Origin of the sequence: Pontibacter populi (assembly GCF_040278685.1) — a bacterium.
In the GTDB taxonomy this organism is placed as follows: domain Bacteria; phylum Bacteroidota; class Bacteroidia; order Cytophagales; family Hymenobacteraceae; genus Pontibacter; species Pontibacter populi.
Map to the genome: position 1 here is coordinate 1 of NZ_JBEOKT010000029.1, position 19,216 is coordinate 19,216.

Consider the following 19,216-nt stretch of genomic DNA (forward strand, 5'->3'; position numbering starts at 1 on the left):
GGCAATGCCCGTTTACTGGCACAGGCAAATATCCTGAAACAATCTATCCAGAAAGGACATATTGGCCACACCGAAGAAATGCTGAAAGACTATAAAACCAGCAGCAAACAAACTGAAGTAGTAGCTTACCTTGAGAACTATCTGGCGCAGAACAGCAAGAACGCACTTGGCAGCCTGGCTCCGGACTTTAAACTGAAAAGTATAGATGGCTCTGAAGTTGCGCTCAGCGATTTTAAAGGAAAACTGGTATATCTTAACTTCTGGCAGGCGGGTTGCGGATTATGTATGATAGAGCTACCACACATGCAGGCGCTCACCAAACAACTACAGGATAAAAATGTGGTGTTTGTAAATGTCGGCCTGGATGATGATGAAGAAAAATGGCGCAGAACAGTAACTACAAAACAACTGCTGGGCACACATTTATACCTGAAAGGCCTGGATGCAGAGCTTGTAAAACGCTACGACCTGAAAGATGTACCCGCTTATTTCCTGATTGATGAGGAAGGACGTTTTGTAACCATAAAAGCCCGTCGCCCCAATGACCGCGAAGCCGCCAACGATATTCTGCGCCACCTGAGCCAACAGGGACAGGCCAGTAACAAATAACCTAAATCAATTTTTAACCCATTCAACCGCCCGGTGCCTTTGGTGTCGGGCGGTTTTGTTTTGTGTCTACCTCACCCCATCCCTCTCCTAAAAACAGGAGAGGGAGTTTAACCCACCCCTGCCCCTCCCAAGAGGGGAATTTCTGCTGTTACTATAGTTTGGGTATAGTTATGTAGTTTCCGTGGTCCAAACACCCCCAACCCCTCAGAGCTACGCTCGCTACCTTCGAACTCGCTTCTCGGTAGTCTAAGGCGGGGAGCTTTTCTGCTATTTCCTAAGGTGCAGCTATAGTTTCATAGTTGTTGATTAACACCCCTATAATCCCCTCAAGGGGATACTTCTGCTATAGGTATAGTTGAGGTTATAGTTTTATAGTTTCAGTCTATCCCACGGACAGGTTGCGACCTGTCCCTACGGAACTATGACCACGATAAATATCGAAGCTTATCAGTTCAAACTATAGAAAAGCAGTTGCTATGCGAAACTTCTCAGTCTTTGGGTTGAGCGCCTTGTGAATATCTGGTGCCGTCAGGCATTGCGAGGAACGAGCAAAAGAGATTCGCACAGCGCGATGCCCGAAGACGGGGCCTCCCGGCCGTGAGGGCACCGAAGCTGGTTTGAAACGATAGGTAAGTAAAGCTCCCAGGATTGAAATTGGTTTGAAAGGATAGCTTGGTTAAAGATGGAGAGAAGTAAACTATAGAACCTAGATTTCTCCTTACGTCGAAATGACAAATGGGATAGGACACATAAGATCCCTCGGCTAACGCTCGGGATGACAATGGGGAAAAATACATCAGGTAATTATAAACCAATAGTAGAACCTAAAATAACCGTTGCTTGCGCTACTGCGTACTTAAAATTCACCCCTCTGTTAAGAAAAGGGTGATTTTAACGAACCGATTATATACCTAAAAAACAATACTTAAAAGGCAAAGCATATGGCATTAATCCACAAGAAAGACATTGAGAAGTTACTTAATGTGCAGAATAACACTCAGAATGCGCTGTGCATCTCTATTTTTATCCCTACTCACCGGGCTGGCCACGAAACATTGAACGGAAGCGACCAGATACTTTTCAAAAATAAAATAAGGGAAGCCAAAGCCTTACTGGCAAGACATGATGTGCCGGATGCGGAAATAGATACTTACCTGAAACCTGCAGAAGAACTTTTAACAGATGGTAATTTCTGGCGCCACCAGGCCGAGGGCTTAGCGATGTTTATTACCAAAGGTTTTTCAGCACATTATACCTTGCCAGTTGTTATGCCAGATGTGGTGTATGTGCTGGACCAGTTTTACTTTACCCCGGTTATTCCATTGCTGAGCCAAAACGGACGCTTCTTTATTCTGAACCTTAACCGCGAGAAGATCGGGTTATACGAAGCCACTCTGGACAAAATGCGCGCTATAGATATAAGCTCCTTTGTACCGGACACGATGAATAAAGCCCTGAAGTTTGATGTAAAGGGCAAAGATCAGGACTTCACGAACTCGACTACTACAGTGAACGGCTCTAATATTGTGCATGGTGCCGGCTCTACCAAAGGCGACGAAGAACATGAGCGTGTGCGTGAGTTTATGATAGAAGTAGATAACAGCCTGCAGCAGATATTACACGACGAACATGTGCCGCTGGTGCTAGCAGGGGTGGACCACTATTGCAGCATCTTTAAAGCGCATACCAAATACAAGAACATCGTTCCGGAAAACATCCATGTTAACGAAAATGCAGATGCCACGAACGGACTACATGATAAAGCGCTGGCTGTAGTGAAGCCATTGATGCAGCAAAACCATACTGACTCGCTGTCGCGTTACGAGAATGTAGCAGGCACAGGTGTTACTTCCGAAGACATTGCTACTGTAGCCGCAGAAGCAGTACACGGCCGCGTAGAAACGCTGTTTATTGCACCTGGTCAGCCGGTGTGGGGACGTTATGATGCGAAGAACGCCGTAGCAGAGATACATGATGAGTACCACCGTGGCGATGATGACCTGGTGAACCTGGCGGCTACCAAAACGCTGGCACAGGGCGGGCGTGTGTTTGTAAGCAGCTACAACGGCCTGAGCGAGGGAACAGAAGGCAGTGCGAATGTAAAAGCGCTGTTCAGATACTAATAACTATAAATTGGGCTTTTTAAGTCCTTTGCTATAACTTAGGGGCAGCCGGCTTGGTTGCCCCTAAATTTTTAGTGGCAATTACAACCGTATACACGCACTCCCCATGAATCCACACATCACAGACGGGCTTAATTTTTTGTCGAAGATGACGTGGAAGCGCGCGTTTAATGCGGTGCAGGTGGTAAGCAGTTATTTGTATGCGAAAGCCACAGGCAAGGCCGTGCATTGGGGGTTGCCGGTAAGTATATCTCTGGAGCCGACTACCTCCTGCAATCTGCGTTGCCCCGAGTGCCCCAGTGGACTTCGCTCATTTACGCGCCCTACAGGTATGCTAAACGAGACCCTTTACCGGCACATCATAGATCAGCTCCATAGCAAACTTTTATACCTTATATTTTATTTCCAGGGCGAGCCTTATTTGCACAAGCAGTTCCTGGAGATGGTAAGCTATGCCAGCAAAAAAGGAATCTATACGGCGACCTCTACCAACGCACATTATTTAGACGATGACACCGCCCGTAAAACGGTTGAATCGGGTTTGGACAGGCTTATACTTTCGATAGATGGCACCACACAGGAAACGTACGCTGCCTACCGCACAGGTGGCAAACTGGATAAAGTGCTTGAAGGAACGCGTAATGTGGTAAAATGGAAAAGAGCACTGAAATCTAAAACGCCGCATATCATGTTTCAATACCTGGTGGTCAGGCCTAACGAACATCAGCTGGAAGATGTAAAAATGCTGGCAAAAGAACTGGGAGTAGATGAAGTAGTATTTAAGACAGCCCAGATTTACGACTATCAGAATGGCTCCCCGCTCATTCCAACTATAGATTATTATAGCAGGTACAAAAACAACGGTAATGGCAACTATAGCATCAAAAATAAGCTACTGAACCATTGCTGGAAAATGTGGCATTCGTGCGTTATAACCTGGGACGGCCTGGTTGTGCCTTGCTGTTTTGATAAGGATGCGCAATACCGTTTCGGCGACCTGAAAGAAGATCTGTTCAGTAAGGTTTGGCGCAGCGAAAAGTATACGGATTTCCGGCAGGCCGTAGTCCGCTCGAGGGCAGAAGTTGAAATGTGTCGTAACTGTACAGAAGGAACCAGAGTATGGGCATAGTACCGGTTTAGTATTCCGGGGAAAGCGCTACACCCTATGAATGACATTGACAAAGCCTTAGAACTGCTACTCACCAAGCTGGAGCAATGGGGCAGGCATCTGGTACTTATGTTGCCCAACCTGTTCCTCGCCATTTTAATTCTGGTTATCACCTTTTACATAGCCCGTTTAATCCGGGATGGCTTAGAGAGGGTAATAACCCGCTTTTCGCATAGTCCTGCCCTTAATAACCTTATATCTACACTGCTGTACCTGTCAATTCTGATGATAGGTTTCCTGCTGGTGCTGAGTGTGCTGAAACTGGATAACGTAGTGGTGTCGTTGCTGGCCGGTGTGGGTATAGTTGGTCTGGCGCTGGGTTTTGCGTTTCAGGATATTGCGGCCAACTTTATTTCGGGAACTATAATAGCCGTGCAAAAACCATTTGGTGTCGGCGACATGATCGAAACCAATGACTACTTTGGCGTGATCGAGCGCATCTCGCTCAGAACTATAAATATCAGGAAAGTGACCGGCGAGTTAGTGATGCTGCCCAATAAAATGGTGTTTGAGAATCCGGTTACGAATTACTCTTTTCATGGCATCAGGCGCGTAGACCTAGATGTGGGCATTTCGTATGGCGAAGACCTGGAGAAGGTGCAACAAATAGTGATAGAGGCGCTGCAGGATGTAAAGAACCGCGTTAAGACCCGCGATGTAGAAGTGGTTTACGATAAGTTCGATGAAAGCTCGATCAACTTTAAAGCCCGTTTCTGGGTAACCTACAGTCGTCAGTTTGATTATGTAAGTGCTAAAAGTGATGCGATCATCCGTATTAAAAAGGCATTTGACGAACGTGGTGTTGTTATTCCGTTCCCTATTCGTACGCTGGACTTTGCTATAAAGGGAGGCGAGCAACTATCGGAACAGCTGGGTACTACTAAAGTTGCCCTTAAAAAAGATGACTCGACTAACAGATTAAGCTAAACTATAAACTATAAAACAAAAGAGCCGGCTATAGTTGCCGGCTCTTTTTATTTGTCTTTTTTATCGAGGTTCTTACCCAGGTCTTCTACCTGTTTCAGGAAGTTGTCTACGTTTGTGTCGGCGTATGGGCCATAGGAGTTCGAGATGGTTCCTTTCAGTCCGTTACTTGTCTCAACAGCATATAGTATCGACATGTCGTCCGGGTTGCTCTCGCCCTCGAAGCGGTAAAAGTCTACGATGCGTACCTGGTCTGGTGTAAACTCGTCCTTGTTTTCCATAGTACAAAGTTTACCTTCTCCGGATACTTTAAAATCATACTTGTAACCATCTTTGTGCAGGCGGTTAAGTACATTTACCAGAGATCTTTCTTCTACTTTATCTTGCATAATGTTTTATGTTAAGTTAGTTCAGCTCTTGCATAGCAGGTTGGCTAAAGAACTATACGCAAAATGTGGCTTAGGTTATGTACTGAACTATAAAATTTGATGTATGAAGTGCGTTGATGTAGATTTTGGAATGGTAAAAAAGAAAGGCGCCACCCGTTTGGACAGCGCCTTCTACAATTTATAGTTGCGTACTATAGTTTTATACTTTGGGTAAGGCAGTTTGTTTCCGTCGTTCCATCTCCTGCTCTATCTTCTTAAAATCGATGCCACCACAAGCGCCGCAGCTTTTGGCACAGCCATCTGCTTTGCTGCTAAAAGTGGCATACAACATGCGAACGATATAAGCCGCAGCAGCTATAAAAAGTAAGAGGATGATGATGTGCTGTATCATAGTATTACAACTATAGACGGATATAAAAAGTTTAAGCGTCAGCCTGTTTCCAGTTTTGAGCTATAGTTTGAAGCATTTCTTGGTGGATATTGCCGTTGCTGGCCACGATCTCGCGCCCGAAAATATAGTTGCCGCCTGCTGTAAATTTAGAAAGTTTTCCGCCCGCTTCCTGCACTATAACTACCCCGGCTGCTACGTCCCAGGCATTCAGGTTGTATTCAAAAAAGCCCTCGAACCTGCCGGCAGCAACATAAGCCAGATCTAAAGCAGCCGACCCAATACGACGAACCCCATGCGATGTAGCCATAAAACTACCCAACACCTGCAGATACTGCTGCGTGAGTTCAAAATCGTAGTACGGAAAACCGGTAGCGATCAAAGAATCCTTCAGCGCGGGTGCATCGGAGACCATGATCTGTTTATCGTTTAAGTAAGACCCATTTCCTTTAGTAGCATAAAAGCACTCGTCCATCATGGGCGCATAAATCACACCCAGTACAATCTCCTCGCCTTCCATCAGGCCAATGCTTACCGCAAAGTGGTGCAATCCGTGGGTAAAATTGGTTGTGCCATCCAGCGGGTCGATGATCCAGTTATAGTTTTCGCCGCGTTCTGTGGCTGTGTCTTCTTCTGTAATAAAGCCGGCTTCGGGCAGCAGTTTGCGCAGGTCTTCTACAAGTTGGGCTTCCGCCTGTTTATCTACATAAGACACTAAGTCGTTAAAGCCTTTCAGCTCTATTTTAGATCGGTCGAAGGTAGCAGACTCCTGTTTTATAAAGCTGCCCGCGTTACGGGCAACTATAGTTACTTGCTGGCAAAGTTGCTTCAGGTCCATAGTTTGTAGGTTGGTTGGCAAAGCTTATAGTTACGTAGCTTAGGCGCGTGTTGCCACTTTAGGCTCAGGCTTTTGTTTTTTCCTGTTGATTATAGCGCTACCTATAGTTCCTGCAAACAGCAGCAGCGATAGCCACAAAACCGAATTGCCAATGTATTCGCCGGTACGGGTATAAAAAGTAAGGTTGGTGTTGGCCAGTATAGTTTGCGACAACGCAGCCTGCACCCACCACTCCGAACGGTCTGTAATCTCGCCTTTCTGGTTGATGAACGCCGAAATACCAGTGTTGGCAGCGCGGGCTACGCTCCGGCGGGTTTCGATGGCGCGTAATGTGGCATACTGTAAATGTTGCTTATAGCCCGGCGAATCGCTCCACCAGCCGTCGTTCGTGATTACAAATATCAGGCTGGCACCATTGCGCACATATTCCGATACATATTCGCCGTAAATAGATTCGTAACAGATGACCGGAGCAGCACCTAATGTATCGTTTAAGGAATGCTTGAAAACATCGCGGGTATCCTGGCTTCCTTGGCTGCCTACAGTGCCGCCTAAATCAATCGCCAACGGTCCTAAAAACTTGAACAGTTCCGGATAAGGCAGCTTTTCTACACCCGGCACCAGCTTCGATTTATGGTAAATATCGATCTCGTTTTTGCGGTTAATGTGCATGCCCGAGTTGAAAGAATCGTAATACCCAAAGCCCTCCAGGTGGCGGATGGTCGGGCTGGCATTTTTGTTATCGCCATAAAAAGTATAGCTATCCAGGCCGGCAACTAGCTCTATCTGAGGATGATACTGCACAAAATCCTTCAGCTCCTGTATCGATTGGTAACTATGCAACTGCTCTTCCCAGTAGCCCTGGTCCTGGCGCAGTGATGTTTCCGGCCAAACTACAAATTTGGTATTTGGTGTGATCTTTTGTTCTGACAGGCTGATGAGGCGGCGTTGCTGTTCTTCGTAGGGGATGAAGTTATCGTGACCGGAGAATTTCTCGCGGTAAGGGTCGATGTTTGGTTGCACTACCACTACTTCGGTAGGCGTGCCTTTCTCTTCATAAGTGGCTAGAATTGCATAAGAGATAACGATAGGCACAACTATAAGCACTAGCGGCAACCATAGTTTTTTAAGCTCGATACGTTGTTTTGGGTAATCCTTAACAACTATAAAGATGAGCACATTTACCACTAGCACCCAAACTGAGCCTCCTAGAAAGCCGGTGTACTCGTACCATTGCACCCAGATATTAAGCGTAGCAAAGCCATTCCCCAGTGTAAGCCACGGCCACGAAAGATCCCAGTTCAGGTGCAATTGCTCGAAAGCTATCCAGTAAACTATAAAAGAGATGTAACCGATGGTGTTGCCGAGATATTTGCGGGTAAAGTAAAACGCCGTTAGCGGAATACACATCAGGGCAGAGTTGAATAAAACAGCGGCAATACCACCCGGCAACGTAGAGTGCGACACCCACCAGGTAGTAAAGGCATTCCAGAGCAGCATAGCCAGGTACGACCACTTGAAGAAACTATAGCCCGGCGATTTATGGGATCCGCTCTCTACTATATATTTCTCCATATACAGCAGTGGCACAAACCCTACAAACAGGAAAAAAGCCAGCGGTTTGGTAGGCCAGCCCAGCCATAATAAAAGCCCCGTAAGCAGGGCCGAAAACGGAACTATATAAGGGCTATTTACTACCCTGTACAACAATGACGAATTCACCTTTGATTGCTTTGGTTGTAAAGATTTGTATCAGTTCATCGAGAGAGCCATTCAGCGTCTCTTCGAACATTTTAGATATTTCACGTGAAACGGATGCCATGCGCTCGCCACCAAAATACTCTTTAAATTGCGTCAGTGTTTTTAGCAGGCGGTGTGGCGATTCATAGAAAATCATAGTTCGCTCTTCTTCGGCCAGACTCTGCAAACGTGTCTGGCGTCCTTTTTTTATCGGCAGGAATCCTTCAAACGTGAACCTGTCGGTGCTGAACCCTGATTTCACCAGCGCAGGCACAAACGCAGTAGCGCCCGGTAAACATTCTATTTTCAGGTCGTTCTTCAAACACTCGCGCACAAGGTAAAACCCCGGGTCGGAAATGCCCGGCGTGCCCGCATCCGAAATAAGCGCCATCACTTCACCGGCTTTAAGTCTGTCAACTATATGTGCGGTGGCTTTGTGCTCGTTGTGCAGGTGGTGGCTGTGCATGCGCTTTTCAATACCCAGGTGTTGCAGCAATTTGCCGCTGGTCCGGGTATCTTCTGCCAGAATCACGTCCACTTCTTTCAGTATCCGTATGGCACGCAGCGTTATATCTTCCAGGTTACCAATGGGCGTAGGCACCAGGTATAGGTTTGTTTTTTCGGGTTCCTGCATGTTGCAAAGATACTACAAAATTGCTTGTTGATCGCTAACCGATAATGTGGCTGTTTGTGGCGTATGTCGCATATCTGTAACACTTATCCACAATAGCAAACTATAGTTATTATGTTCAGAAACTATAGTTGAAACTATAAACTACACTTCAGAAGCTGTTATCTGATCATAGATCTCATCGATGCGCTGGGCCAGTTTAATGTCGCGTTTGGTTACCGTGTTGCCGGCATCGTGGGTAGTCAGCTCAATTTCTATTTTGTTATACACATTGCTCCACCACGGGTGATGGTCCATTTCTTCGGCTACATTTGCCACCTGTTGCATAAAGCGCATGGCCTGCTTAAAATCCTTAAAAGTAAGGCTGCGGTGTAGTTTATTGTCTTGTTCTTTCCACATAGTTTGTCGTGTAATAGTTGCTTATACTTTATAAAGCTGATTAATGATAGGTTGGCAACGCGTTAAAAATTGCTGGCGTATAGTTTAAAACTGAATTGATTGCAGCTACAAACCTAAAGCTACCAAAACTATGGAAAACAAACCGAAGAAGCTACCAGCGCAAAAACAGAAAACCCAGCCTGGCAAAGAACATAAAATGACCCCTCAGCCCGAATTTATCCGGGACAACTATAAAGGCAGTGATAAGCTAAAAAATAAAGTAGCCCTGATAACCGGCGGAGACAGCGGTATTGGCCGTGCAGTAGCTGTACACTTTGCCCGCGAAGGTGCCGACGTAGCTATAGTTTACCTGAACGAAGACAAAGATGCAGAAGAGACAAAAGAGCTTGTGGAACAGGAAGGTAGAAAGTGCCTGTTGCTGTCAGGGGATATCGGGAATGAAAAGTTTTGCCAGAAAGCAGTGGATCAAACTATAAAAAAGCTGGGTAAGCTGGATATCCTGGTAAATAACGCCGCCGAACAACACGAGCAGACAGAGCTGCAGGATATTACAAAAGCACAGCTCGAGAAAACGTTCCAGACCAATATCTTCTCGATGTTCTATATTACAAAAGCCGCCTTAGACCACATGAAAGCTGGCAGTGCTATAGTTAACTCAACTTCCGTTACATCCTACCGTGGCAGCGATCATCTCATGGATTATGCCTCTACAAAAGGAGCCATAACAGCTTTCACCAGATCATTATCTGCCAACTTAGCTGAGAAAAAAATACGTGTAAATGCAGTAGCCCCCGGCCCCATCTGGACACCGCTTATACCTGCTTCATTCGATGCTAAAAAAGTAAAGGAGTTTGGTCAGAATGTGCCGCTAAAGCGTCCTGGTCAGCCATCTGAAGTAGCGCCAGCTTATGTTTTCCTGGCTTCAGAGGATGGCTCTTACGTTACCGGCCAGGTTATACATGTGAATGGTGGCGAGCAGGTGGGCTCGTAGCATTTGCCCAACCATAACTATAGAAATGGAGTAAAACAGGTTAATACTACCCCATTATACAGACTTAATAAAACAAACAACTATGGCTGACAATAAAGAGAATAACGCCAATAAAGACTCGCAAAAAAATGATATTGGGCATAGCCGTCCGGTGCGGGTAATAGAAGATGATACCAGTGAACTGGAAATGCGCGCAGGGCATATTATACCTGGTGCTGATCCGCCAAAGAATGAGCATCAGCGCGGAGGTTTCGGTAACCGCGATGGTAAAGAAGGTTTTGGTAGCGACACTGCTTCCGAAGGTCCATCTGCCACTGGCGTTAACGATTTTGCTGACGATGGCACGCCGCCACCAGATAACATGCGTACCGAAGATGAAGGAAGAGGAACCTGATACACTTAAGTCAGGCAGTTTAACATTAAAAAAGGAGGACAAGATGCCATCATATAAGCACACCCAACCAAGCAGTGAAAACAAAGGAAACCCAACTGGTCGTGGCCAGGATAAAAATTCAGGCGCAAAACCTGTAAATCCGGGGCAAACGAAAGCCGAACACGACAGGTTAAAGAACAAGTATACCGAAGGTCCGGAGGAGAAAGCCGCATCTACAGGTAATGTATTGAAGAACAACGATAACCGAAACACAGACAAGCCAGAGCTGGATAACGGAAAATACAATTAACATTAACTGGCTCAGATAAAAATAGCACCTGCCCCAAACAGGTGCTATTTTTATTAATACATTTGCCAAACTATAGTTTATACTGCTCAACAATGGCTCGTTACGCCCTTACCGATGTTCATGGCTGTGCCCAAACACTGAAAGCTTTGGTGTTAGGGAAATTAAAACTTCAGAAACAGGATGAACTATACGTATTGGGCGATTTGGTAAATAAAGGCCCCGACAGCAAAGGCGTTATTGATTTTATAATTCACCTTCAGAAACAGCACTATAATGTACAGTGCCTGCGCGGCAACCATGACCAAATGCTTCTAAAGGCAGCGTCTAAAGGAGAAACCGCGTTAAGCTTATCCCCTCCCGAAAAAGAGCTTGTCTTACAAAGTTTCGGAATTCACGAATTCGAGCAACTCGCTCCTAAATATGTGGCCTTCCTGAGTAACCTCCCTTACTACCTGGAACTCCCGGATTACTTTTTAGTGCACGCAGGTTTCGACTTTAAGCAGGACAATATTTTTAAAGATAAAGAGGCAATGCTGAACATCCGGGATTACAAACCTGTACCGACAAAACTCAGCAATAAAAGACTGTTACATGGTCACACCCCGGTCGCGCTCCATACTATAAAAAAGTCGGTGGCGCACACTAACTATAGCCTGAACTTGGATGCCGGTTGCGTGTACTATAAGAATGCCAGTTACGGAAACTTAATAGCTATCGATCTTGATTCTCAGGAATTATTTATCCAGCAAAACGAAGATCGCCCCTACCCCGTCCGCCGCAAAAGCTAACAGTTGAAATCTGACTGTTCCTTATCATTCTATAGCTTATATCTGTTTATTTTTCGTGATTTATAGTTGATTATTCTAAGGTAGCATACCCAGAAGTAGGTATAGTTTTATCATTTTTCGGATTACATAACCTTTTTATACTACAATTATATATTCAGAAACTCAAGTAAGAAGTTTTTTTGTACTTTTTATGTTTCAGTTTGTGAGATATTTTTTTTAAAAATGATTTTTAATCTTTTTTAGCTATATCATTTAAGAGTTATACTTGGTCATAACATATTGTTTGATAGCATGTTATAATTGAATTAGATCAAAAATATTTGTATGGGTAAATATTGTGTATAATGTATATATATTATTGAATTTTAGCGCTTTTAAGCCTGATAGTATAAAAAAATAGTTATAAATAATTGTGATGATAAGAAATAAATTATCTTATTTTGCAAGTGTTTTCTACAATGCAAGAGACTAACTCACAATAAATTAAAACTAGCTACACAATCGAAAGCTATGGCACGTTTCTACGCTTACCCTTATAGTTCACCGCTAATAAGAACGCTGCTGATCTCATTCCTATTGGTGTTTTGTGCAAGTATAAGTGCCTTTGCGCAGACAGTTACTTCGTTTACGCCATCATCAGGTCCGGTGGGTACAGAGATGACAATAGCAGGTTCCGGATTTGCCGAAGCACATACAGTAAGTATAGGATCTGGTGCTACATATGATTTTACGATCGTTAGTGATTCTGAGATCAAAGTCAAAGTTCCAACTTCATCCTCCAGTGGTGTAGTTCGTGTAAGCTCTAATCAGGCTTCAGGTATAGGTCCTGGCAGCTATACTGTAGTTAATGCACCAGTAATAACTTCAATTACTCCTTCTTCGGGTCCGGTCGGAACTGAGGTTACAATCACAGGCTCAAACTTTTCTGCCACAACATCAGTTGCAATTGGCAGTGGCTCTACAACTAATTTCACAATCGGAAATGGTGGAACAGAGATCAAAGTAATAGTTCCCGCTTCAGCATCAAATGGAAGTATCAGGGTAAGTTCAAGTCAGGGTTCGAGCAATAATTCCTCAAACTATACTTTAACAAATGCACCGATCATCTCCAACTTCACTCCTTCCTCTGGCCCAGTAGGGACAGAAATAACGATTACAGGCTCAAATTTTTCAACAGTAACAGCTATTTCTATTGGAAGCGGTGCAGTTACTAATTTTACCAAAGTTAGTGACACAGAGTTAAAGGCTACTGTACCATCAACTGCATCTACTGGAAATATTAGAGTAACTTCCAACCAAGGATCTGCAGGTAGTTCTTCTAATTATACTTTAGTTAATGCCCCGGTCATCACATCCTTTTCGCCGTCTTCCGGACCTGCTGGCACGGAAGTCGTTATTACAGGAAATAACTTTACAGGGGCGAATTTATTATATATTGGGAATGGGCAAATAACCAATTACTCAGTAATAAGTGGTACAGAAATCAAGCTTACGATACCACCAACAGCTACTACAGGTACCTTCCTTGTAAGAACGCCCAACGGACAGGTTAACAGCAGTGGGCAGTTTAAAGTGACAGGGGCTCCAGTGGTTACTTCTTTCACACCTTCCTCTGGCCCGATTGGTCAGGTTGTTACCATTACAGGACAAGGCTTTACAAATACGAGCGTAGTTTTTTTTGGAAATAGTTCAACTACAACTTTCACAGTTGTTAGTGATACGCAAATACAAGTTGCAGTTCCAGCAACAGCCTCCTCTGGCAGAATTCAAGTACGAAACAATAATGGTACTGGAATCTCATCTACAAACTTTATAGTAGCTGGTGCCCCGGTCATCACATCCTTTTCGCCGTCATCAGGCCCTGCGGGCACAGAAGTCATATTGACAGGGACTAATTTTACAGGTGCTTCTTTGCTCTATCTAGGTAATGGGCAAATAACCAATTACACCGTACTAAGTGATACTCAAATAAAGTTAATTGTTCCAATCACTGCGACTACAGGCACTTTTTTGGTGAGAACCCCAAATGGACAGGTAAATAGCAGTGGGCAGTTTAAGCTAACAGGTATTCCAATAATAACATCTTTTAGCCCGGCTTCAGGTCCTGTTGGGCAATTAGTAACTATAATAGGGGAAGGCTTTACTAATGCTTCCGTAGTTTTTTTTGGAAACTCTTCAACTACATCTTTTAATATAGTTAGTGATACGGAGATTCGGGTTTCCGTTCCAGCAACAGCTTCCTCAGGAAAAATACAGGTGCGCAATAACAATGGTGGTGGTTCCTCTCTAACTAATTTTACGGTTACTGGTGCTCCAACAATAACATCCTTTTCGCCGTCATCAGGCCCTGCGGGCACAGAAGTCATATTGACAGGGACTAATTTTACAGGTGCTTCTTTGCTCTATCTAGGTAATGGGCAAATAACCAATTACACCGTACTAAGTGATACTCAAATAAAGTTAATTGTTCCAATCACTGCGACTACAGGCACTTTTTTGGTGAGAACCCCAAATGGACAGGTAAATAGCAGTGGGCAGTTTGCCATTACCCCTCCCTACCTAACAACCCCACAAGAACTTACCTTCAACAGCAAACCAATTGGAGGAAGCGAGTCTAAAGAATACCAGGTAAGTGGCTTAGGGTTGAAAAATGGAGAAGCGGTTACATTAACAGTTAGCGAGTCTAGTCCATATACTATTTCTAAAACTCCGGATGCGGCTGGCTTTGGTAAAACAATTACGTTAACAGGTGTTACTAACAACAGGCTAAATCCAACTACGATTTTTGTGAAGTATACATCGGCTGAGGCTGGCGAAGGTTTCCCTGCTGTAATCATGCATACACAGGGTTCAGTTACACGAGGAATGGATGTGAGAGTTGTGGCGCCGCTTCCGGTTGAGCTTACCTCTTTCACAGCAAGCCTGAAAGGTAGCGTGGTTAACCTGCAATGGACTACGGCATCTGAGAAAGATAACTCTCATTTCGAGATCGAGATGTCAAAAGGCTCCTTGAGTAATTTCAGAAAGATCGATATTGTGAAGAGTAAGGTTGAAAATAGCTCAACGAAAACTCAGTATAGCTTCTCGAGTTACTATAGCAGCAACGGTGAAACAGAATATTACCGCTTAAGGCAAGTAGATTTGGATGGGTCTTATGCTTACAGTAAGATAGTAGCAGTTAAGCCTGTTATGATCTCGAAGCCAATGGAAGTAGCACCAAACCCATTAGAAGCAGACTCAAAAGTTTACTTTACAACTGAAAATAATGGTAAAGCGACAATACGGGTTACCTCAATTAATGGAAAGCAGGTTTACTTCGAGCAAATAGACGTACATGCAGGTGAAAATGCAGTACTACTCTCAAAATATAATAACCTGATGGCAGGTGTTTACATCGTTACTGTTGAGCACAGCGGTAAGCGGGAATATGTAAGAATAGAAAAGAGGTAACTACAATTATAGAATAGTAAAAGCCAGGTACAATCTAAGTGCCTGGCTTTTGTTTTTTTACCAGGAACGATTTTAAACAAGGCAGCTTAAATCCAGTTGCTATTCTACTGGCGTATATAAACTTGTTAAACATTGGTTTATTGCGGGGCAAGCTTTAATTTTGAACAATCATAATTCTATGTAACAAGATGCAGAAAGACACCGCTATATTTGACCTGATTGCTAAAGAGAAAGCTCGCCAGATGCATGGTATAGAACTTATTGCTTCAGAAAACTTTGTTTCGGAGCAGGTAATGCGCGCCATGGGTAGTGAAATGACTAACAAGTACGCTGAAGGTCTTCCGGGTAAGCGTTATTATGGTGGCTGCGAGATTGTAGATCAATCAGAGCAGTTAGCTATTGATAGAGCAAAAGAATTATTCGGTGCGGAATGGGTAAATGTGCAACCACACTCGGGTGCGCAGGCCAATGCAGCTGTTATGCTGGCAGTACTGCAGCCAGGCGATAAAATTCTTGGGTTTGACCTTTCGCATGGTGGGCACTTAACGCATGGTTCTCCGGTTAACTTTTCCGGGAAACTATATCAGCCGTCTTTTTATGGTGTGGAGCAGGAAACTGGTCTGATCGATTTTGATAAAGTAGTCGAAACAGCACGCCGTGAGAAGCCGAAACTTATTATCTGCGGTGCTTCTGCCTATAGTCGCGACTGGGATTATAAAAAACTGCGTGCCGCTGCCGATGAGGTAGGTGCATTATTGTTGGCCGATATCTCCCACCCTTCCGGACTTATTGCCAAAGGGTTGTTAAATAGCCCGTTTGAGCATTGCCATATAGTTACCACCACTACCCACAAAACATTGCGCGGGCCACGTGGCGGTATGATCATGATGGGTAAAGACTTTGAGAACCCATTTGGCCTGAAAACTCCGAAAGGCGAAACACGCATGATGTCGTCAGTACTGGATGGAGCCGTATTCCCGGGAACACAGGGCGGGCCATTAGAGCACGTAATAGCAGCTAAAGCGGTAGCCTATTTCGAAGCCCTTTCTGATGATTACTTAACTTACATAAAGCAGGTGCAGCAAAATGCGCAGGCTATGGCTAAGGCGTTTGTTGATCTGGGTTATAATATCATCTCTGGCGGTACAGATAACCATATGATGCTTATTGATCTCCGCTCAAAAGGACTGACTGGTAAACTGGCAGAGAATACGCTGGTTAAAGCTGATATCACGATCAACAAGAACATGGTACCGTTCGATGACAAGTCTCCGTTTGTGACGTCTGGTATGCGTGTGGGTACAGCTGCTATCACAACACGTGGCCTGAAAGAGAACGATATGGCGCGAATAGTTGGCTTGATCGATGATGTGCTGATGAACCACGACAACGAGTCGAAACTAACTACAGTTCGCAACGAAGTAAATAACTGGATGCAGCAATACCCGCTGTTCGCTTACTAACTACAGATTCTTTTAATGGATCAACAATTTTTGGATGAAGAACCGAAAGAGATGTCCTTTGTGGATCATCTTGAGGAGTTGAGATGGCATCTTATACGAGCGGTTGCTTCCATCTTTATATTTTCTGTTATTGCTTTTTTAGCCAAAAGCTTTGTCTTTCATGACATCATACTTGCCCCGTCGCGCACAGATTTTCTGAGCTACAGGGTAATGTGCGACCTGGGCAATGCCTTGGGCATGGAGGCTTTTTGTATTAATGAACTGGGCTTTACGATACAAAGCCGGCAGATGAGCGGGCAGTTCTCTATGCACATGCTTGTGTCTTTAGTGATCGGTCTCGCGTGTGCTTTCCCGTATGCATTCTGGGAGATATGGCGCTTTGTTAGCCCGGGTTTATATGATCAGGAACGTAAAAGTTCACGCGGTGCAGTGTTTTTTGTATCGTTGCTGTTTATGATGGGTTTGCTGTTTGGCTACTATGTGGTGTCACCAATTTCCATCAACTTTCTGGCAGGCTACCAGGTCGATCCATCAATTATTAATGAGTTCGACCTGAACTCGTACATCTCTACACTGACGACCCTCTGTTTGTCGTGTGCCTTTATGTTCCAGATGCCGGTTATAGTTTACTTCTTCACAAAAGCAGGACTGTTATCACCGGAAATAATGAAACTATACCGTAGGCATGCGATCATCGTAATACTAGTGATAGGTGCCATTATTACACCACCGGATGTTATCAGTCAGTTGCTGATCTCGCTTCCGTTGATGTTGCTTTATGAAGCAAGTATAATGGTGTCCCGCTCTATCCGCAACAGCGATTTAAAGAAACTGAATCAAAATAATACGATCTAATGGCTTATAACATAGCAATTGGCGGCGACCATGCCGGTTATACTTACAAAAAGTTATTAAAGAAGTATCTGGATGAACTGGGACATCAGGTGCAGGACTTCGGACCAGGTTCAGAAGAATCGGTTGACTACCCGGACCATGTGCATCCGCTGGCAAAAGCTGTTGTAAAGAAAGAAGCTGACTTTGGTATTCTAATTTGCGGTAGCGGAAATGGAGTAGCTATGACGGCTAACAAGTATAAGCAGATAAGGGCCGCGCTTTGCTGGAAAACTGAACTGGCTAAACTTGCCCGCGAGCACAACGATGCGAATATACTTTGTATACCTGCCCGGTTTGTGACAGAAGAAGAAGCCGAAGAAATGGTGAAAGTATTCTTAAGTACCGAATTTGAAGGTGGCCGCCACCAGAACAGAGTAAACAAGATTGCCGACTGCTAAGCAGCGGCAATTATTGTTTTAGCACATAAGTGTTGCTTTGGTCCGTAGCACTATACTTCCCGAAAATAGCTGGCAGCTTATACTTTAACTCTTCCATCAGGCCAGTTTCATCTATAATGTAGGCAGGCATTTCAGCTTTCAGGTTGAGGTAGATATTGTAGTTGGCCTCATATTTATCCAGGTTGCCGAAATCGCGCTGCGCCAGTTGCCAGTTAAGGTAAGGTGTAGCCGGCTTATTCTGTAGATAATAGCGCATATCGTTGCCCAGTACCAGTATAGTTTGATCTTGTGGAGCGTCTGTCAGGTTGCTCTTGGATATCAATTGTGAGTCAGAGAGCTGTAATAGTTCGCTAATACCCAACAGGTCGCGGTAACGGATAACTATAGTACTGCTAAGTATCAGCGCAAAAGCCAGGCTTAACATCCACTTCTTAACACCGATATTAAATAAGTACTCCCCAAAATAAGCTATAGCTGGCATCAGCAGCAAAAATGTATTAGCTGATATCTCGTCGCGGGTTATAGTTAAGATAAGGCTGACCAGTAACCAGATCCACATTACCTGCTGGAACTTAACCTGGAACACCAGTCGCTGCGGCAACGAAAGGCTCGACATGATCGAAAAGAAAAGCACTATAAGTGGCAGCGCCATCAGCTTTGCAAGGTCGGCGGGTGGTAAAACAAAGGCAACCTTAAACTGCCATGGCCGGAACAAGTGCATTGCTGTAAACTCATCCAGTGTTCCGGTATAAAAGTAAAAAGTAAGCAGCACCGCATACGGAAACAAAAATCCGCAAAGCATGAGTAATATACTCCGGAACGTGTTGGATGCGAACAGGATAACAGCAAAAATACCAACCAGCAGGTACAAACCCAGTGGCAGGTAGCACAAGGCCGCCAGTCCAAGTATAAATCCGCCTACAAAAAGCCTGTTATTTTCAATGCCTTCACGCGAAACAGTTACTAAATACGGTAGTGACAGGATAACAAAAGTATGCCCGATCAGTACTGGCGTCAGCATCCCGAACTCGTAGGTAATGCTGCCAAGCACTAAATATAGCAGCGCTGGTATGTAGCTTCTGGTGGCAAAAACCTGGTAACGGTTAAGAATGAAGTTAAAAGTGAGTGCTTGCACTAACAGCAGTATAAGCGCAACTATACGGTAGGCAAAAACTGAGCGACCAGCAATAAGATCTATAAGCCAGTAAACAAGCGCGCTTAGCGGAGCGGTGTTGTCGTAGATCTCCTGGTACATAGTATAGCCGTCTGCCATCCGCTCCCCGATCAGCATATATAAAAGCTCCTGCATGGTTACAGATGTAAGCAGCAGGTATAAAGGC

Annotated in this window: 19 protein-coding genes; 12 read left to right on the forward strand and 7 right to left on the reverse strand. The window is 44.5% G+C overall.

Annotated features, from left to right (window positions below; genetic code table 11):
* The 4 genes from ABS362_RS18910 to ABS362_RS18925 form a co-directional block, all read left to right on the forward strand.
* A partial coding sequence (locus ABS362_RS18910; protein WP_350414540.1) for a peroxiredoxin family protein occupies positions 1-609 on the forward strand: 609 nt, incomplete at its 5' end.
* 941 nt (positions 610-1,550) lie between these two features.
* The gene (locus ABS362_RS18915) at positions 1,551-2,732 is read left to right on the forward strand and encodes a baeRF7 domain-containing protein (protein WP_350414541.1); all 1,182 of its coding nucleotides are present in this window, start codon (positions 1,551-1,553) and stop codon (positions 2,730-2,732) included.
* Positions 2,733-2,838: 106 nt separating this feature from the next.
* The gene (locus ABS362_RS18920) at positions 2,839-3,861 is read left to right on the forward strand and encodes an SPASM domain-containing protein (protein WP_350414543.1); all 1,023 of its coding nucleotides are present in this window, start codon (positions 2,839-2,841) and stop codon (positions 3,859-3,861) included.
* Positions 3,862-3,897: 36 nt separating this feature from the next.
* Positions 3,898-4,827 carry a mechanosensitive ion channel family protein gene (locus ABS362_RS18925; protein ID WP_350414544.1) on the forward strand — a complete coding sequence of 310 codons (930 nt, stop codon included), beginning with the start codon at positions 3,898-3,900 and terminating at the stop codon, positions 4,825-4,827.
* Positions 4,828-4,874: 47 nt separating this feature from the next.
* On the opposite strand, the gene ABS362_RS18930 is transcribed toward ABS362_RS18925, so the two are convergent.
* From ABS362_RS18930 to ABS362_RS18955, 6 genes are all read right to left on the reverse strand, one after another.
* On the reverse strand, positions 4,875-5,213 hold the full coding sequence (locus tag ABS362_RS18930; protein ID WP_350414546.1) for a hypothetical protein: 339 nt from the start codon (positions 5,211-5,213) through the stop codon (positions 4,875-4,877).
* Between the two features lie 199 nt (positions 5,214-5,412).
* On the reverse strand, positions 5,413-5,604 hold the full coding sequence (locus tag ABS362_RS18935) for a FeoB-associated Cys-rich membrane protein (RefSeq protein ID WP_350414547.1): 192 nt from the start codon (positions 5,602-5,604) through the stop codon (positions 5,413-5,415).
* Positions 5,605-5,635: 31 nt separating this feature from the next.
* Positions 5,636-6,439 (reverse strand): inositol monophosphatase family protein, encoded by an 804-nt coding sequence (locus ABS362_RS18940; protein WP_350414568.1) that lies wholly within the window; start codon positions 6,437-6,439, stop codon positions 5,636-5,638.
* A gap of 39 nt (positions 6,440-6,478) precedes the next feature.
* Positions 6,479-8,161 carry an apolipoprotein N-acyltransferase gene (gene lnt / locus ABS362_RS18945; RefSeq protein WP_350414548.1) on the reverse strand — a complete coding sequence of 561 codons (1,683 nt, stop codon included), beginning with the start codon at positions 8,159-8,161 and terminating at the stop codon, positions 6,479-6,481.
* A complete protein-coding gene (gene rsmI / locus ABS362_RS18950; RefSeq protein ID WP_350414550.1) occupies positions 8,127-8,813 on the reverse strand; it encodes a 16S rRNA (cytidine(1402)-2'-O)-methyltransferase in 687 nt (228 codons plus the stop codon). The genes lnt and rsmI overlap by 35 nt, the downstream gene beginning before the upstream one ends.
* A gap of 141 nt (positions 8,814-8,954) precedes the next feature.
* The gene (locus tag ABS362_RS18955) at positions 8,955-9,209 is read right to left on the reverse strand and encodes a 4a-hydroxytetrahydrobiopterin dehydratase (protein ID WP_350414552.1); all 255 of its coding nucleotides are present in this window, start codon (positions 9,207-9,209) and stop codon (positions 8,955-8,957) included.
* A 130-nt stretch (positions 9,210-9,339) separates the two neighbouring features.
* Between ABS362_RS18955 and ABS362_RS18960 the strand changes: the two genes are divergently transcribed.
* From ABS362_RS18960 to rpiB, 8 genes are all read left to right on the forward strand, one after another.
* Positions 9,340-10,200, forward strand: a complete 861-nt coding sequence (locus ABS362_RS18960) for an SDR family oxidoreductase (protein ID WP_350414554.1) — start codon at positions 9,340-9,342, stop codon at positions 10,198-10,200.
* 82 nt (positions 10,201-10,282) lie between these two features.
* Positions 10,283-10,594: a hypothetical protein gene (locus ABS362_RS18965; RefSeq protein WP_350414555.1), complete on the forward strand. Its 312-nt coding sequence runs from the start codon at positions 10,283-10,285 to the stop codon at positions 10,592-10,594.
* Positions 10,575-10,883: a hypothetical protein gene (locus tag ABS362_RS18970; protein ID WP_350414557.1), complete on the forward strand. Its 309-nt coding sequence runs from the start codon at positions 10,575-10,577 to the stop codon at positions 10,881-10,883. Before ABS362_RS18965 ends, ABS362_RS18970 begins: the two co-directional genes overlap by 20 nt.
* A gap of 41 nt (positions 10,884-10,924) precedes the next feature.
* Entirely contained in the window at positions 10,925-11,671 is a 747-nt protein-coding gene (locus tag ABS362_RS18975) for a metallophosphoesterase family protein (protein WP_350414558.1), read from the forward strand.
* Positions 11,672-12,181: 510 nt separating this feature from the next.
* Complete coding sequence (locus tag ABS362_RS18980; protein WP_350414559.1) at positions 12,182-15,121, forward strand: IPT/TIG domain-containing protein; 2,940 nt, start codon at positions 12,182-12,184, stop codon at positions 15,119-15,121.
* A 188-nt stretch (positions 15,122-15,309) separates the two neighbouring features.
* On the forward strand, positions 15,310-16,584 hold the full coding sequence (glyA, locus tag ABS362_RS18985; RefSeq protein ID WP_350414561.1) for a serine hydroxymethyltransferase: 1,275 nt from the start codon (positions 15,310-15,312) through the stop codon (positions 16,582-16,584).
* A gap of 15 nt (positions 16,585-16,599) precedes the next feature.
* On the forward strand, positions 16,600-17,439 hold the full coding sequence (gene tatC, locus ABS362_RS18990; protein WP_350414563.1) for a twin-arginine translocase subunit TatC: 840 nt from the start codon (positions 16,600-16,602) through the stop codon (positions 17,437-17,439).
* Positions 17,439-17,876 carry a ribose 5-phosphate isomerase B gene (rpiB, locus tag ABS362_RS18995; protein WP_350414564.1) on the forward strand — a complete coding sequence of 146 codons (438 nt, stop codon included), beginning with the start codon at positions 17,439-17,441 and terminating at the stop codon, positions 17,874-17,876. Before tatC ends, rpiB begins: the two co-directional genes overlap by 1 nt.
* A 10-nt stretch (positions 17,877-17,886) precedes the next feature.
* Here rpiB and ABS362_RS19000 read toward each other — a convergent pair.
* Positions 17,887-19,216, reverse strand: a 1,330-nt coding sequence (locus ABS362_RS19000) for a hypothetical protein (RefSeq protein ID WP_350414566.1), incomplete at its 5' end; no start/stop codon positions are given.